The sequence below is a fragment of the Pseudomonas sivasensis genome (assembly GCF_021391435.1).
GTDB lineage: Bacteria > Pseudomonadota > Gammaproteobacteria > Pseudomonadales > Pseudomonadaceae > Aquipseudomonas > Aquipseudomonas sivasensis.
Genome location: NZ_CP090029.1, coordinates 1,773,377 through 1,788,508, shown reverse-complemented (window position 1 = coordinate 1,788,508; position 15,132 = coordinate 1,773,377). Strand labels below are relative to the sequence as shown.

Here is a 15,132-nt window from a genome sequence, read left to right as displayed (position 1 = left end):
TATATCGCGAAAGAGGCTAGCGAGCATCCGCAGTGCACTGGCAACCATGAAAACTCAGACAGGGGATGAAGAATAGCCCTACAGGCCAGAGTTATCCTTTCTTACGAAGCACATAGACGCGCCACAGGCTGGAGCCTGGCATGAATTCCTGCTGGTTCAGGACCTTGAAGCCAGCCTGACGAAACTCGTCGTCTACCGCCGTTCGCGAATTGACCGAGACAATCACCGTATCGCGGCTGACGCGGTGAAACTCCCGCAGCAACGCCAGACGTCCTTCGCTGCTGGGCACATGGCGAAATAACTCCAGGCAAAAGATGCAGTCCACCGCATTCGCCGACAAACCGATGGAAAACGCCGAACCCTGAAAGGTTTTGATCCGCTTTAGCAGCGTCGCCGGATGGTGGGTGCGCGCGTGATCGAGCATGTCCTGGGAGTTGTCCGAGGCAAGGATCACCCGGTTGATATGCTCGGCCAATACCGGCCAGAACCGTCCCGAGCCGCAGGCCAGGTCGAGGATCAGCCCCGGTTCGCCGGCAACCTTGAGTGCGTGGCGAACCAACCACTCGTCGCGCCATGACGCAAGGCGCCGCAGCATTCCGGGTGGGCGCGTGTCCGCACAGACCTTGGCATGTTCAAGGCCACAGCGCTCTGCGTATTCGATCTCGATGGAGGATGGTGGTTGTGGCGACATCACGGGCTCATTGGATTTAAACAGTGGTGAACGACCTTGATTCGCAGCTTAACCACCGCAACGTGAAAAAAAGGTCGAAGCCTCCACGCCCTTCAATCCATTCAGGCTTGATGCAGATACCAACGCCAATCCTGTTCGCCCACCTCGCCCATGAACTGCCGATACTCAGCGCGTTTCACCGCCAGGTACACCCCCAGGAACTCACTGCCAAACGTCTCGCGCGCCCAGCTTGAAGCTTCCAGCGCGCGCAGGGTGGTGAGCCAGTCGGTGGGCAGAAATTCCGTGGCCTGGGCGTAGCCGTTGCCTTCCACTGGTGCGCCCGGGTCGCGCTGTTCGCGGATCCCGCGATGAATACCCGCCAAGATCGCGGCAGCTGCAAGGTATGGGTTGGCGTCAGCGCCGCAGATGCGGTGTTCGATATGCCGGGAATTTGCCGGGCCACCGGGCACGCGCAGGCTGACGGTGCGGTTGTCCACGCCCCACGTGGCGGCCAGGGGCGCATAGCTGTTGGTTTGGAAGCGGCGATAGGAGTTGGCGTTGGGGCAAAACATCAGCAGCGAATCAAGCAAGGTGCTGAGCATGCCACCCACGGCCTGGCGCAACAGCGGCGTGCCGTCGGCAGCCTCGCTGGCGAACAGGTTATTGCCTTGGGCATCCGCCAGGCTGACGTGCATGTGCATGCCGGTGCCCGCCAGGTCGTCGAAGGGCTTGGCCATGAAGCAGGCAGCCATCCCGTGTTTGTGTGCCACGCCCTTGACCAGACGCTTGTAGCGCACCGCTTCATCCATGGCTTGCAGGGCGTCGGCGCGGTGTTCCAGGGTGATTTCCACTTGGCCGGGAGCGTATTCGGAGATCGCCGTGCGCGCCGGTATGCCTTGGAGCTTGCAGGCGCTATACAGGTCGGCGAGGAAGGGTTCGATCTGCTCCAGTTCGCGCAGGCCGTAGACCTGGGTCGAGCGTGGGCGACCACCGTCCACATCCCGCGCAGGTTGCGGGCGGCCGTGGCTGTCGGGCTTCTGGTCCAGCAAGTAGAACTCCAGTTCGGCGGCCATCACCGGGTAATAGCCATCGGCTTTAAGCCCGTCGATGACCTTCGCCAGCACATGCCGAGGGTCGGCCACGGTGGCGGGCAAACCTTCGGTGGGGTGCATGCTGACTTGCACCGCTGCGGTCGGGATCAACCGCCACGGCATAGGTTGCAGGCTGCCACTGACCGGATAGGCGCGGCAGTCGATGTCTCCCACCTCCCACACCAGACCGGAGTTCTCCACGTCGTCGCCATTGATGGTCAGGCCGAGGATGGTACTGGGCAGGGGCCGGCCGCTTTCATACACCGCCAGCAGTTCATCGCGGTGCAGCAACTTGCCGCGAGGTACACCATTGTTGTCGAGGATAAACAGCTCGAACATCTCGATGTCCGGGTGTTGCTCAAGGAAGGACTGGGCTTCTTGCAGGCGCGCGAAATCGCTCATTGGGTTTCTCATACGTGTTCGTCAGGCAGGCGCACAGGCGCTGCCGGGCAGATGCGCAGGGGGCCGCGTCATCCATGGGGTAGATCAACGTAGGAGAAAGGCATCCGGCGGGCGCGCATGCCGACAGTGGAACAGCGCCCAGAACGCCAGTATGGACGGCAGTGTCGCGAGGTGGGTGGCGGCGGAACCGTCCATGGGAGAATCACGGTGATGAAGATGCCCGCAGCCTCACACGCCTGGATACGCTATTAAATTCAGGGATGACGGAGTTTGGTTACACCCACGCTAAACATTCGCCACGCCTTGCCACCCTGCCCCGCGCTGGAAATAATGACCGCCCCCGACCATGCCCCAAGGACTCGACCGCATGAAAGCTCCCTTCGCCCTGTGTGTACTTGCGAGCCTGGCCACCAGCGCCCTGGCCGACACTGCCCCGTCACGCCTCGACGACGTGCTCCAGCGCGGCACCCTCAGCGTGTGCACGACCGGCGACTACACGCCCTACACCAAGCTGCGCGCAGATGGCACTTATGAAGGCATCGACATTGCCATGGCCGAGTCCCTGGCCAAGAGCCTCAATGCGAAAATCACCTGGGTACCCACCACCTGGAAAACCCTGATGCCGGACTTCCTCGCCCAACGCTGCGATATCGCCGTGGGCGGTATTTCGGTGTCGCTGGAGCGTCAGAAAAAAGCCTTTTTCAGCCAGTCCCTCGGCGTTGACGGCAAGATCCCGCTGGTGCGCTGCGCCGATGTACAGCGCTACCAGACCGTCGAGCAGATCAACCAGCCACAGGTGCGCGTGATCGAACCGGCGGGCGGTACCAATGAAGTGTTTGCCCGCGCCCATCTGGGCCAGGCGCAGATCCGCCTGCACGACAACGTGACCATCTTCGACGAACTGCTCGCCGGCAAGGCGGACGTAATGATCACCGACGCCAGCGAAGCCCGTTACCAGCAGAAGCAGAAGCCCGGGCTGTGCGCGGTCAACCCTGAGCGGCAAATGCAGTACAGCGAAAAGGCCTTTTTGCTGCCCCGCGATGATGTGGCCTGGAAAAGCTATGTCGACCAGTGGTTGCACCTGAGTGTCGCGACCGGTGTGTACCAGGGCATTGTCGACCAATGGTTGGCAGCGCCGTGAGCTAAGGCCGACTACGCTCTTGTCACACCAATAAGAACGAGGACGGAACATGAAGGGATTGCTCCGCATCACCTGGCTGCTGCTGTTGTGTTTCAGCCAGGTGCACGCCGAAACGACTCAGGATGAGGACGCCCAGGCGGCCAAGGCCCTGCTGGAAAAAGCCCTGGCTTACTACAAGACCAATGGCGACAAAGCCCTCGCCGTGTTCAGCCGCCAGGGGGAATTTATCGACCAGGACCGTTATGTGTTCGTGATCGATACCAAGGGCGTGCTACTGGCCAGTGGCGGCCCCTCCTCCGCGTTGATCGGCCGGGACGTTAACGAGGTATTGGGGCCGGACCTGAGCCAGTCATTCAAGGATGCCCTCAAGGTGCCTGAAGACCAGGGTATCCAGCAGGCCGATTACCGTTGGCAGAACTGGAACGACGGCAAGGTAGAGCGCAAACATGTGTTTTATCAGCGGGTGGGGGATCGCATCCTGGCCGTGGGCTACTACCTTCCACGGGCCACGCCGGAACAGGCGCGAGCCTTGCGCAACAAAGCGGTCAACGCGCTGCTCAAGGATGAACCCGGTACGCTCAAGGCCATCAACTCATTGCAAGGCGGCTTCCTACAGGATGACCTCTACGTGTTTGTGGTGGACCTGAACACCCAACGTTACGTGGCGCACGGCACCAACCTGCGGCTGGTCAACACTGACTTCAGCAAGATCAAGGACCCGGACGGCAAGCCGGTGGGCGAGCCGATCCTCAAGTTGATGGCGGAGCAGGACCAGGGGGAATACAAGTACCGCTGGAAAAACCCGGTGACCGACAAGGTTGAGAACAAGCATGCCTATGTGCGCAAGGCCGGGCATTTCATGGTTGCGGTGGGTTACTACAGCCCGTGATCTGGACTGGAATGCAGTCAAATGTGGGAGGGGCGGTTCGACTTGCCCCCTTCCACACTTTGATCGCTATCGTGTCAGTTACTTAACTTTATCTTCCCGACCGCGCAGCACCCGGTTCGGCATCGCAATCGCTGCCGCCAACCCCAGCAACGAGACCGCCGCACTCACCATCAACAAATGTCGGAACGTCACCGCCAGCTCCCCGCGCAGTGCATCTTGCGCCGGGCCGGGAGCGGCGTTCAGGCCATCCAACAGCACATTGCCGGAGCTGCCCTCGGCCACCAGCGAACCGCTGGCCAAGTGAGCGAAGCTCGAATCCTGCAACAACGCCAGCAGCAGCGCCGACATGCACGCCACGCCCACCGCACCACCAAGGGAACGGAACAGGTTGGTGGTGCTGGTGGCGACGCCAATGTCGCGCTGTTCCACCGAGTTTTGCGAGCCCACCAGGGAGGTAGGGAATTGCATCCCACCGGCGATCCCGCACAACAACATGAACACGCCGGTAAGCACTACGTTCTGGGGCGCGCTGAAGGCCATGCCCAGGATCGCCAGCGGGCTTAACAGTGCGCCGCCAAGGATCATCGGTTTATAACGCCCGGTCACCGAGGTCATGCGCCCTGCGGAATACGCGCCGATGGGCAAGCCGATGGCCAGTGGCAACAAGTGCAAGGCGGCACTGTCGGCCCCGCCTCCGGTCACGGTCTGAAAGCGCAGGGGCATCAGCACCGTCAGGGAAATCGCCTGGAAGCTGGTGAAGAACACCGTGCACCAACACAGCACCGCGCTGCGGTTGGCAAACAAGTGCATCGGCAGCAACGGCTCCCGCGCACGGCGCTCGTGCCACACGAACAACGTCAATGCCACCAGCGCGCAGGCCAGCAGCCCCAGCACCCCACTGTCACGCCAATGATGACCCTGACCAATTTCGGTGATACCCAGCAACAGGGCGGTCAGGCCAACGATCATCAACACGGTGCCGAGGTAATCGATGATCGGCTTGCGCTGCGGCACAGGCAGCCCCACCAGGGTGCGATGGGCCAAGTACCAGGCACCGGCGCCCAGCGGCAGGTTGATCAGGAATACCCAACGCCACGACAGGTACTCGGTCATGTAGCCGCCCAACACCGGACCGGCCACGCTGGCCACTGCGTACATGCTGCTGAAATAGCCTTGATAACGCCCACGTTCACGGGGCGGAATAATGTCGCCGATGATCGCTTGGCTCACCGAGATCATGCCGCCAGCGCCAATCCCCTGGAGCACCCGTGCCAGCACCAACTGCTCCATGCTTTGCGCCATGCCGCAAAACAGCGACGCCACGGTGAACAAGCCCATGCCGATCAGCATCATTGGCCGGCGCCCATACAGGTCGCCGAGCTTGCCGTAGATAGGCACCGCCACTGTCATTGCCACCATGTAGCCGGAGATCACCCAGGCCAGCAGGTTGACGTCGTGGAACCGCGCGGAGATAGCGGGCATGGACACGGCGACAATGGTCTGGTCCAGTGCGCCGAGGAAGATCGCCATCATCAACGAGGCGAGAATACTGCGCACCGCGGGAAGCGGTGGCGCGGGCTGATTGAGCTGAGTCACGACAGAACCTTCAAGCAAGGCCCGTGGGAAAAGTCGGCCCACGGCAATGCTCAATACGATAGCAGGCTATTCGATAGCCTCGTAAGGAAGCCCGACGTAATTTTCCGCGATGGTTTTGCGCCCGGCTTCGGAGTGGATGAAGTACTCCAGTTCGCTCTGGGCAATGCGCTGGCTGAAGCCGTCCGCCTCCGGGAATTGATGCAGCATCGAGGTCATCCACCAGGAAAACCGTTCGGCCTTCCACACCCGGCGCAGGCAGATGGCGGAATAGCGCTCCAACAAATCCACGCGCCCCTCGCGATACACCTTGAGCATGATCCTAAATAGCGTACTCACATCACTGGCCGCCAGGTTCAGGCCCTTGGCGCCGGTGGGCGGCACGATATGCGCAGCGTCACCCAGCAGGAACAGACGCCCGTACTGCATCGGTTCAGCCACAAAACTGCGCAACGGCGCGATGCTCTTTTCAATCGACGGCCCGGTGACCAACTGCTCGGCCAGGCTGCTGGGCAGGCGGGTTTTCAGCTCAGCCCAAAAGCGTGCGTCCGACCATTCATCCAACGGTTCTTCAGCCGGCACTTGCAGGTAATAGCGGCTGCGGGTCGGCGATCGCATGCTGCACAGGGCAAAGCCGCGGGGGTGTTTGGCGTACACCAGTTCTTCGTGCACCGGCGGGGTGTCGGCGAGAATGCCCAGCCAACCAAAGGGGTACACGCGCTCGAAGATTTTCAGTGATTCAGCGGGGATCGACTGACGCGCCACGCCGTGGAAGCCATCACAGCCGGCGATGTAGTCGCATTCCAGACGGAACGTCTCGCCCTGGTGTTCGAAGGTCAGCCAGGGTCGATCACTTTTGAGATCATGGGGCTGCACGTCACGCGCGTCGTAGAGTGTGACCGCGCCGGCAGCCGCGCGGGCGGCCATCAGGTCGCGGGTGACTTCGGTCTGGCCGTAGATCATCACCGATTGGCCGCCGGTCAGCGCCTTCAGGTCGATATGGGTGAGATGTCCGTCGAGCGCGAGCTCGAAGCCATCATGTACCAGGCCTTCGGCATCCATGCGTTGGCTAACGCCGGCTTGGCGCAGCAGGTCGACCATGCCTTGCTCCAGCACCCCGGCGCGGATGCGGCCTTGCACGTAGTCAGCGCTCTGGCGCTCTAGAATAAAGGTCTCGATGCCGGCGTTATGCAGCAGTTGGCCGAGCAACAGTCCGGAAGGACCGGCGCCGATAATGGCGACTTGGGTTTTCAGCGTTTTCATTATTTTTATGGCCCGCAAGTTCCACTCGAACGGATTGAGTGAAAGAGTTGTCATTGGTCTTGTGGCTGACATTTTTCACTTGAGTGCTTGGCATAAGAAGGTGAAAACTGCGACAAACCCTGCGCTTTTTGCCAATTTGGGCGATTACCGCACAACCGTCCTGAGTATCGGATTGAAACCATGACCAACACCGCGATTCCGGTCTTCAAGCTTTACGGGGAAAACCAGCAATGGCCGACCCCCGATTTGTTGCACTGCGAAACCATTTCCCGCCGCAGCCGGGAATACCAGTGGGAAATCCAGCCCCACCGGCACGCGGATCTGTGCCAGTTGTTGTACGTGCACAAAGGCCAGGCTCAACTGGAAATAGAAGGTCAGCGCACCACGCTCAACGAAGCCACGCTGCAGATATTGCCGCCGTTGTGCGTGCATGGGTTTCGCTTTGCCGAAGATGTCGAAGGTTATGTAGTGACACTCTCGGCGCCACTCGTGAGCCACTTGCAGGCCCAACTGGGCGCAACGGCCGGCGGTTTGCAGACCCTGGGCAGTTACCCGGCGGGCAAGGACAGTGACTACCTCAATAGCCAATTCGCCCGCCTGCAGGACGAATATGCAGAAGAGCAACCGGCCCGGGACATGATGATGCACGCCCTGGTCAGCGTGCTGCTGGTGTGGATCAGCCGTCAGGCCATCCAGCGTTGCCATCCGCGCGCGCCAAGAGGCCGCGAGTATTTCCGGCGGTTTACCCAATTGGTCGAACAGCACTACCGTGAGCACCCAAAGATTGAGGATCTGGCCCACAAGCTGGGTATCTCGGTCTCACATCTGAATGGGACATGTCGGGAACTCGGTGGCCAGCCCGCCCTGCAGATCATGCATGACCGCCAGTTGCTGGAAGCCAAGCGCCTGCTGACTTACACCAGCATGACCATCAATGAAATGTCGGAAGTGTTGGGGTTTTCCGACCCGACTAACTTTTCCCGGCTGTTTCGCCGCCGGGTCGGATTCTCACCCAAGGCGTTTCGCGAGCAACTCAAGGCCGAATCGACCACTACCTGAGCGCACTGAAACTGCCGGTGTGGGGGACACATTGGTCCTGGTTGCAGCTGATCGCAAAGGTCGGCTGCATACGGGTCTGCTCCACACGGTAGGCGGCAGTCCCGTACAGTGCGCTGGCCAAGGCGCAGAGAGTGAAAATCATCAGGTACTTTCTGGTTTTTATGCTCATGACAGAGACCTCTGGACGGATCTACATGACGCTGTTTAAAGCATAGGCCAGTCAGGGCGAGTTGCCATTATTGGACGACATTCAACAGGGTTATGTCGCCTCAGAGACCGATGTCCCACGCCGGCTCTTCAGGGAACTTCACCACCAGAAAATCCAGCAGGCTGCGCAACGCCGACGGCATGTGTTTGCGTGAGGCGTAGACCGCGTAGATGTTCATCTGCCGGGGTTCGGCGTGGGGCAGCAGGCGCACCAGCTCACCACGTCGGATGTGATCGCCGGCCTGGTAGCTGGGCAACATCGCCACCCCAGCGCCGGCCAGCGTCAGGCGTAGCAGCGTGCTCGCCTCGTTGGCGGTGATATTGCCGTGCACCGGCACCGACACGTGCTCGCCACTTTCTTCGAAATGCCACAGGCTTTTGCCGAAATACGAGTGGGTCAGGCAGTTGTGCCGGGCCAGGTCTTCGACTTTTTGTGGGGCCGGATGCTCGCGCAGATACGCGGGGGTGGCGCAGACCACCGAGCGACAGACGGTCAGGCGCCGTGCGATCAGGTTCGGGTCCAGGTCATTGCTGGTGCGGATGGCCAGGTCGATGCGCTCGTCCACCAGATTCACCGTGCGATCGAGCATTTGCAGGTCGACCGTGACCAAAGGGTAGCGTTTGACGTACTCGGCAATCGCCTCGGCCAATTGCGCCTGGCCGAACGAGGTGCTGACACTCAGGCGCAGCAGGCCACGGGGCGCGTCATCGGGCTCACTGACGGCGGCCTGCATGTCTCCGCACAACTCCAGCAATTGGCGGCAGCGCGGCAAGGTCTCACCGCCCGCCGCCGTAAGACTAAGTTTGCGCGTGGTGCGGTGCAGCAGGCGCGCGCCGACCCAGTCTTCCAACTCGGCGAGGTAACGCGATACGACCGGCCGCGACAGGTCCAGATGGTCCGCGGCGGCGGACTGGCTGCCCAGGTCCACCACGGTGACAAACACGCGCATTGCTTGAAGACGATCCATGATTTGCCCGATTTCAGAAACAAACTATGTTCCAGCATCGCATTTTTAGTCTCGTTTAGTGCAACTAAGCTCTGTGCATCCTTTGAACCAATTGCTGGAGCTGCCCAATGCTTTCAACCCTCAAGCGCATGACCCTAGCCACCGCCGCCCTGGCCTTTGCGGCCCATGCCTCTGCGGCCGACTTGACCCTCGACGTGTACAACCCTGGCGAAGCGGCGATCTTCCCGGTGACCTCGGTGCTGGTCAGCGGCGCCAAAGACGCGATCCTGGTGGACGCGCAATTCGGCAAGGGCCAGGCCGAGCAATTGGTGCAAAAGATCCGCGCCAGCGGCAAACACCTGACCACCATTTACATCAGCCATGGCGATCCGGATTACTACTTTGGCCTCGACACCCTGACGGCCGCGTTCCCGGACGCCAAGGTGCTGGCTCCGCAACCGGTGGTCGACCACATCAACGCCACCGTGGCCGGCAAACTTGAGTTCTGGGGCCCGAAAATGGGCGCCGACAAACCGGCTAAAACCATCGTGCCACAGGTGCTGCAAGGCAATAGCCTGACCCTTGAAGGGAAACAGTTGGACGTTATCGGCCTGGACGGCCCGCAGCCGGATCGCAGCTTTGTGTGGATCCCGTCGATCAAGGCGGTGGTCGGTGGCGTCGTGGTTGCCCAAAACATCCATGTGTGGATGGCAGATACCCAGGGCGCGCAATCCCACAAAGACTGGCTGGCCACCCTGCAACGCATCGAAAACCTGAAACCGCGTACCGTGATTCCGGGTCACTACCTGGGTACGCCGTCCGTGGCGTCGGTCACCTTTACTGCCGACTACATCAAGGCCTTCGACGTAGAAACCTCCAAGGCCAAAGACTCCGCCGCCCTCATCGCGGCCATGAAAAAGCGTTACCCCACCCTGGCGGACGAAAGCTCCCTGGAGCTGAGCGCGAAAGTCGCCAAGGGCGAAATGAAGTGGTGAAAACTCTCAAACCTTAACCGTACTGGAGAACGTCATGAGCAAGATCGCAATCATTGGGGCTACGGGCCGTGCCGGCAGCCAATTGCTGGAAGAAGCGTTGCGTCGTGGGCACAGCGTGACCGCCATCGCGCGTAACACCGACAAAATGGCAGCGCGCCCGAACGTCACTATCAAACAAGTGGACGCGTTGGACGCCGATGCCCTGCAACAGGCCATCAGCGGCAACGACGTGGTGATCAGTGCCGCGCACTTCGCCACCCTGCCCGCCAGCGCCGTGATCGGGCCGGTGAAAAAGGCCGGTGTCAAACGCTTGCTGGTGGTGGGCGGTGCGGGTTCGCTGTTGCTGCCGGGTGGCGGTCGCGTGATCGACAGCGAAGGTTTCCCTGCTGAGTACAAGGCAGAGGCCAGCGCAGGAGCTGAATTCCTTGAAACCCTGCGTCAGGAACAAGAACTGGATTGGACTTTCCTGTCGCCATCGGCTCTGTTCGATGGCACCGAGCGCACCGGTAAATTCCGCCTGGGCCAGGATGATTTGCTGGTGAGCAGCGAAGGTACAAGCTCGATCAGCTTTGCCGACTATGCCATCGCGATGATTGACGAAGTGGAAACACCGAAGCACTCGCGCCAGCGTTTCACCGTCGGTTACTGACATTTGTGGGAGGGGGCTTGCCCCCTCCCACATTTGCCCTTCAGTGTTCTGGAGATTGTGCCTGGCTGACTAACCAATCCATCAGAGCTTCGAGCCCGGTCGACGGCGTCGTCCCCGGCGGATACACCAGGTAATACCCCATCCCCGTCTGTACCCGCAGTTCATACGGCATCACCAACCGCCCCGCCTTCACATCCTCGCCAATCAACGCACTGTCGCCTATCGCCACCCCGGAACCCTGGGAGGCTACCGTCATCGCCAAGTCCAGCGTTTCGAAATGATGGCCCTGGCTCAAATTGCTCAAGCGCGTGTTAGCAGCCTTCAACCATAACGCCCAGTCCCGCTCATCCCGCGCGGGATGCAGCAGCACCTGGTGCTGCAAGTCTTGCGGCGTGTGCAAGCCATCCGATAACCCCGGCGCGCAAACGGGCGTAAGTTGCTCATCGAACAAATGCCGCGCCTCGGCTGATTGTTCGGCGATGGGTGCGTAGATCACCGCTGCGTCAAACTGCTCGCGGCGAAAGTCCACGGTGTAAGCCACAGTGGTAGTGAGTTCCACCGGCACGTCCGGGCGCTCCTTTTGCCACTGCATCAAGCGCGGCAGCAACCAGCGCATCACACAGGTGGAGGCCTTGAGTTGCAGGGTCTGGCGGCGACTGCCGATCTGCTCCACCGCATCACCGAGCAAACCAAATACCTGCTGCGCACGCACTGACCACTCGCGCCCCTCTTCGGTCAGGCTCAAGCCCCGTGCCTGGCGTTGGAACAGCGCGTAATCCAAGTGGCTTTCCAACCCGGCAATCTGCCGGCTGACCGCACCCTGAGTGATGTGCAGTTGCTCGGCGGCGCGGGTGAAGTTGCAACACTGGGCCGTGACCCAGAAAGTGTGCAGCGCGGGCAGTGGAGGAAGACGTTTCATCGGGCTCAGCCATGACGTGAGGACATGGCTAGTATGACTTTTTATCGATTGTTGCCGCTACGGGCCAGCCGTTCCAATACCGCCTCGAATCAATAACAAGAGCGACTTGTATGGCGACCTGCGGCGAAGTGTTGGTGAAGCTCCTGGAAGGCTATGGCGTTGAACAGGTGTTTGGCATCCCCGGCGTGCACACCGTGGAGTTGTACCGCGGCCTGGCCCGTTCCAGCATCCGTCACGTCACCCCGCGCCACGAGCAAGGGGCCGGGTTTATGGCGGACGGTTATGCACGCACCAGCGGCAAGCCCGGCGTGTGTTTCATCATCACCGGCCCAGGCATGACCAACATCACCACGGCCATGGGCCAGGCCTATGCCGACTCGATCCCGATGTTGGTGATCTCCAGCGTGCAATCACGCAGCCAGTTGGGCGGCGGGCGCGGCAAGTTGCATGAGCTGCCGAACCAGAGCGCGATGATCGCGGGCGTGGCGGCGTTCTCCCACACCTTGATGTCGGCGGCGGAGTTGCCCGCGGTGCTGGCACGGGCATTTGCACTGTTCCAGGCCGGCCGTCCGCGGCCGGTGCATATCGAGATCCCGCTGGATGTGCTGGTGGAAAACGCCGACGCACTGCTGGGCAGCAAGCCGATCAGCGTCACGCGCGCCGGTGCCGCACCCTCGGCGATCAAGCAGATGACTCAGTTGCTGGCGTGCGCCAAGCGCCCGTTGATTCTCGCCGGCGGCGGCGCCATCGATGCCGCGCCCGCGCTGACCCGCCTCGCCGAAACCCTCGGTGCGCCAGTGGCGCTGACCATCAACGCCAAAGGCATGCTGCCCGCCGCGCACCCGTTGCTGATCGGCTCCACCCAGACCTTGGTCGCCACCCGCGCATTAGTCGCCGAAGCCGATGTGGTGCTGGCCATCGGCACAGAGCTTGCGGAAACCGATTACGACGTGACCTTCGCGGGCGGGTTTGAAATTCCCGGCGCACTGCTGCGCATCGACATCGACCCGGACCAGACCGTGCGCAACTACACACCTCACGTCGCCTTAGTAGCCGATGCGCAGATCGCCACCGAAGCCGTGCTGGCCGAGTTGGACAGCAAGGAGTTACCCCTGCGCAACACCGACTGGGGCAGCCAACGCGTCGCGCGTTTGTGGGCTGAATTGGCCCCATCCTGGGACGCCGCCACCCGTGCGCAAACCCTGTTCCTCAGTACGATCCTGGAGACGTTGCCCGGCGCCGTCATGGTGGGCGACTCCACCCAACCGGTGTACAGCGGCAACCTCACCCTCAACCTCGACCACCCACGCCGCTGGTTCAACTCCTCTACCGGCTACGGCACCTTGGGCTACGCCTTGCCCGCCGCGATCGGCGCCTGGCTGGGGCGCGGCGATGGGCAACCGGTGGTGTGCCTGATCGGTGACGGCGGACTGCAATTCAGCCTGCCGGAACTGGCCAGCGCGGTGGAGGCACGCACGCCGATCATCGTGTTGCTGTGGAATAACCAGGGCTACGAGGAGATCAAGAAATACATGGTCAACCGCGCCATCGAACCGGTCGGCGTGGACATCTACACACCGGATTTTGTCGGCGTGGCCAAGGCGCTGGGTTGCGCGGCTGAACGCATCGAGGGCATCGAGCCGTTACGCAACGCATTGCTGGCCGCCTCTGATCGACAGGGGCCGACGCTGATTGAAATTGACCAAGAGCTTTGGATGAAGGAGGTCGCGGTATGAACGCAGTATTGAACGGTGTGTATATCGACGGCGAATGGCGTGCTGGCCACGACGTGCTGGAGGTGATCAACCCGGCGACCGAATCCCGCTTGGCCCAGGTCAGCGTAGGGGACATGGCTGCCGTGACCCAGGCAGTGGATGCCGCCAGCCGGGCGTTTGCCGGCTGGTCAAAAAGCACCGGCCGTGAGCGCGGCGCCCTATTACGCAAAATCGCCCAAGGGGTAAGCGAACAGCGCGAAGCCTTAATGCACCTGCAGTCGAGCAACAACGGCAAACCGCTGTTTGAGGCGGGCATCGATGTGGACGACGTGATCGCCACCTTCGAGTACTACGCAGGTGTTGCCGAGGACCTGGACGCCGGACAAGACCGGCCGGTGGCACTGCCCAGCGATGAGTTCAGCGCTCGCCTGCGCCGCGAGCCGTGTGGCGTAGTGGGGCTGATCGTGCCGTGGAATTTCCCCATGGTGACCACCGCCTGGAAACTCGCCCCCGCCCTCGCCTCCGGTTGCTGCGTGGTGCTCAAGCCGTCGGAAGTCACGCCCCTGGCAGAGCTGCAATTGGCGCGAATCATCGCCGAATCCGGGCTGCCCGCAGGCGTGTTCAACCTGGTCTGCGGCACGGGCCTGGCGGTCGGTGCACCGCTGGCAGCGGACCGTCGTGTGGCGAAAATCTCCTTTACTGGCAGTAATGCGGTGGGCGTGCAGGTGATGCAACGCGCCGCCGAAACCATCAAGGGCGTCAGTCTGGAACTGGGCGGCAAATCTTCGTTGCTGGTGCTGGCAGATACTGACCTCGACTTGGCCGTGGAACTGGCCTGCGGCGGTGGATTTTTCAACGCCGGGCAGATGTGTTCTGCCACCAGCCGCGTGCTGGTGGCCGACACCTTGGCGGACGAATTCCTGCAACGCTTGCGGGCGCGGGCTGAAGGGATTCGCGTGGCTGACCCGTTTGCTGAGGACGTGGAAATGGGCGCGCTGATCAACCGTGCGCAGTATCAGCGGGTATTGGGGCATATCCAGCGAGGCATCGAGGACGGCGCGCGGTTGCTGTGTGGCGGTGAACGTCCGGCGGATCTGGCCAGGGGTTATTTCATCCGCCCGACCGTGTTTACCGCTGTGCCGTTGGACAGTGCGTTATGGAACGAGGAAATCTTCGGCCCGGTGCTGTGTGTACGAAGTTTCGCAACTGAAGATGAGGCGATTGCCCTGGCCAACGACAGCGATTTCGGCCTGGTGGCCAGTGTGGTGGGCACCGATGTGGAGAGCGCCGAGCGAGTAGCAAATGCCCTGCAGGCCGGACTGGTATGGATCAACGCGCCGCAGGTGATCTTCCCGCAGACGGCGTGGGGGGGTTACAAGCAGAGCAGCATCGGACGCGAGCTGGGGCCTTGGGGGTTAGCGGCGTTTCAGGAGATAAAGCACGTCATTCGGTCTAACTGACACTGCAGCCCCTGCTGTAGAAGGTGAACCCCTGTGGGAGGGAGCTTGCCCCCGATAGCGGTGGATCAGTTACAGATGCTTAGACTGAAACACGGCTATCGGGGGCAAGCCCCCTCCCACATCTTGATTTGC

14 protein-coding genes are annotated in these 15,132 nt (G+C 61.5%); 7 read left to right on the top strand and 7 right to left on the bottom strand.

Annotated elements, in window-relative coordinates; all coding sequences use genetic code 11:
• Positions 1-91: 91 nt before the first annotated feature.
• Both LRO94_RS08035 and LRO94_RS08030 read right to left on the bottom strand, forming a co-directional pair.
• Positions 92-691, bottom strand: a complete 600-nt coding sequence (locus LRO94_RS08035) for a class I SAM-dependent methyltransferase (RefSeq protein ID WP_032888714.1) — start codon at positions 689-691, stop codon at positions 92-94.
• Between the two features lie 101 nt (positions 692-792).
• A complete protein-coding gene (locus LRO94_RS08030) occupies positions 793-2,163 on the bottom strand; it encodes a glutamine synthetase family protein (protein WP_095184092.1) in 1,371 nt (456 codons plus the stop codon).
• Positions 2,164-2,530: 367 nt separating this feature from the next.
• Between LRO94_RS08030 and LRO94_RS08025 the strand changes: the two genes are divergently transcribed.
• Both LRO94_RS08025 and LRO94_RS08020 read left to right on the top strand, forming a co-directional pair.
• Entirely contained in the window at positions 2,531-3,304 is a 774-nt protein-coding gene (locus tag LRO94_RS08025; RefSeq protein WP_032888708.1) for a transporter substrate-binding domain-containing protein, read from the top strand.
• Positions 3,305-3,353: 49 nt separating this feature from the next.
• A complete protein-coding gene (locus LRO94_RS08020; RefSeq protein ID WP_179179402.1) occupies positions 3,354-4,193 on the top strand; it encodes a cache domain-containing protein in 840 nt (279 codons plus the stop codon).
• A gap of 78 nt (positions 4,194-4,271) precedes the next feature.
• On the opposite strand, the gene LRO94_RS08015 is transcribed toward LRO94_RS08020, so the two are convergent.
• Complete coding sequence (locus LRO94_RS08015; RefSeq protein WP_122752636.1) at positions 4,272-5,789, bottom strand: MDR family MFS transporter; 1,518 nt, start codon at positions 5,787-5,789, stop codon at positions 4,272-4,274.
• Between the two features lie 66 nt (positions 5,790-5,855).
• Entirely contained in the window at positions 5,856-7,040 is a 1,185-nt protein-coding gene (pobA, locus tag LRO94_RS08010) for a 4-hydroxybenzoate 3-monooxygenase (protein ID WP_179180089.1), read from the bottom strand.
• Positions 7,041-7,229: 189 nt separating this feature from the next.
• Between pobA and LRO94_RS08005 the strand changes: the two genes are divergently transcribed.
• Positions 7,230-8,108: a helix-turn-helix domain-containing protein gene (locus LRO94_RS08005; RefSeq protein WP_032888697.1), complete on the top strand. Its 879-nt coding sequence runs from the start codon at positions 7,230-7,232 to the stop codon at positions 8,106-8,108.
• Here the strand turns inward: LRO94_RS08005 and LRO94_RS08000 are convergent.
• Both LRO94_RS08000 and LRO94_RS07995 read right to left on the bottom strand, forming a co-directional pair.
• Complete coding sequence (locus LRO94_RS08000; RefSeq protein ID WP_163033154.1) at positions 8,101-8,277, bottom strand: hypothetical protein; 177 nt, start codon at positions 8,275-8,277, stop codon at positions 8,101-8,103. The genes LRO94_RS08005 and LRO94_RS08000 overlap by 8 nt on opposite strands.
• Positions 8,278-8,377: 100 nt before the next feature.
• On the bottom strand, positions 8,378-9,283 hold the full coding sequence (locus LRO94_RS07995; protein WP_179179403.1) for a LysR family transcriptional regulator: 906 nt from the start codon (positions 9,281-9,283) through the stop codon (positions 8,378-8,380).
• A 107-nt stretch (positions 9,284-9,390) separates the two neighbouring features.
• On the opposite strand from LRO94_RS07995, the gene LRO94_RS07990 reads away from it, so the two are divergent.
• Positions 9,391-10,257 (top strand): MBL fold metallo-hydrolase, encoded by an 867-nt coding sequence (locus tag LRO94_RS07990; RefSeq protein WP_032888692.1) that lies wholly within the window; start codon positions 9,391-9,393, stop codon positions 10,255-10,257.
• Between the two features lie 34 nt (positions 10,258-10,291).
• Entirely contained in the window at positions 10,292-10,906 is a 615-nt protein-coding gene (locus LRO94_RS07985) for an NAD(P)-dependent oxidoreductase (protein WP_122755734.1), read from the top strand.
• 40 nt (positions 10,907-10,946) lie between these two features.
• Here LRO94_RS07985 and LRO94_RS07980 read toward each other — a convergent pair whose 3' ends face one another.
• The gene (locus LRO94_RS07980) at positions 10,947-11,825 is read right to left on the bottom strand and encodes a LysR substrate-binding domain-containing protein (protein ID WP_179179404.1); all 879 of its coding nucleotides are present in this window, start codon (positions 11,823-11,825) and stop codon (positions 10,947-10,949) included.
• Between the two features lie 110 nt (positions 11,826-11,935).
• Between LRO94_RS07980 and LRO94_RS07975 the strand changes: the two genes are divergently transcribed.
• Together LRO94_RS07975 and LRO94_RS07970 are read left to right on the top strand one after the other, a co-directional pair.
• A complete protein-coding gene (locus tag LRO94_RS07975; protein WP_032888684.1) occupies positions 11,936-13,561 on the top strand; it encodes a 5-guanidino-2-oxopentanoate decarboxylase in 1,626 nt (541 codons plus the stop codon).
• The gene (locus tag LRO94_RS07970) at positions 13,558-15,000 is read left to right on the top strand and encodes an aldehyde dehydrogenase family protein (protein ID WP_233896975.1); all 1,443 of its coding nucleotides are present in this window, start codon (positions 13,558-13,560) and stop codon (positions 14,998-15,000) included. The genes LRO94_RS07975 and LRO94_RS07970 overlap by 4 nt, the downstream gene beginning before the upstream one ends.
• Positions 15,001-15,132: the final 132 nt, after the last annotated feature.

Coding starts and splice junctions, on each gene's coding strand:
- LRO94_RS08005 (WP_032888697.1), top strand. CDS start 7,230: ATGACCAACACCGCGATTCCGGTCTTCAAGCTTTACGGGGAAAACCAG.
- LRO94_RS07990 (WP_032888692.1), top strand. CDS start 9,391: ATGCTTTCAACCCTCAAGCGCATGACCCTAGCCACCGCCGCCCTGGCC.
- LRO94_RS07975 (WP_032888684.1), top strand. CDS start 11,936: ATGGCGACCTGCGGCGAAGTGTTGGTGAAGCTCCTGGAAGGCTATGGC.
- LRO94_RS08020 (WP_179179402.1), top strand. CDS start 3,354: ATGAAGGGATTGCTCCGCATCACCTGGCTGCTGCTGTTGTGTTTCAGC.
- LRO94_RS08025 (WP_032888708.1), top strand. CDS start 2,531: ATGAAAGCTCCCTTCGCCCTGTGTGTACTTGCGAGCCTGGCCACCAGC.
- LRO94_RS07970 (WP_233896975.1), top strand. CDS start 13,558: ATGAACGCAGTATTGAACGGTGTGTATATCGACGGCGAATGGCGTGCT.
- LRO94_RS08035 (WP_032888714.1), bottom strand. CDS start 691: ATGTCGCCACAACCACCATCCTCCATCGAGATCGAATACGCAGAGCGC.
- LRO94_RS07980 (WP_179179404.1), bottom strand. CDS start 11,825: ATGAAACGTCTTCCTCCACTGCCCGCGCTGCACACTTTCTGGGTCACG.
- LRO94_RS07985 (WP_122755734.1), top strand. CDS start 10,292: ATGAGCAAGATCGCAATCATTGGGGCTACGGGCCGTGCCGGCAGCCAA.
- LRO94_RS08030 (WP_095184092.1), bottom strand. CDS start 2,163: ATGAGCGATTTCGCGCGCCTGCAAGAAGCCCAGTCCTTCCTTGAGCAA.
- LRO94_RS08000 (WP_163033154.1), bottom strand. CDS start 8,277: ATGAGCATAAAAACCAGAAAGTACCTGATGATTTTCACTCTCTGCGCC.
- LRO94_RS07995 (WP_179179403.1), bottom strand. CDS start 9,283: ATGGATCGTCTTCAAGCAATGCGCGTGTTTGTCACCGTGGTGGACCTG.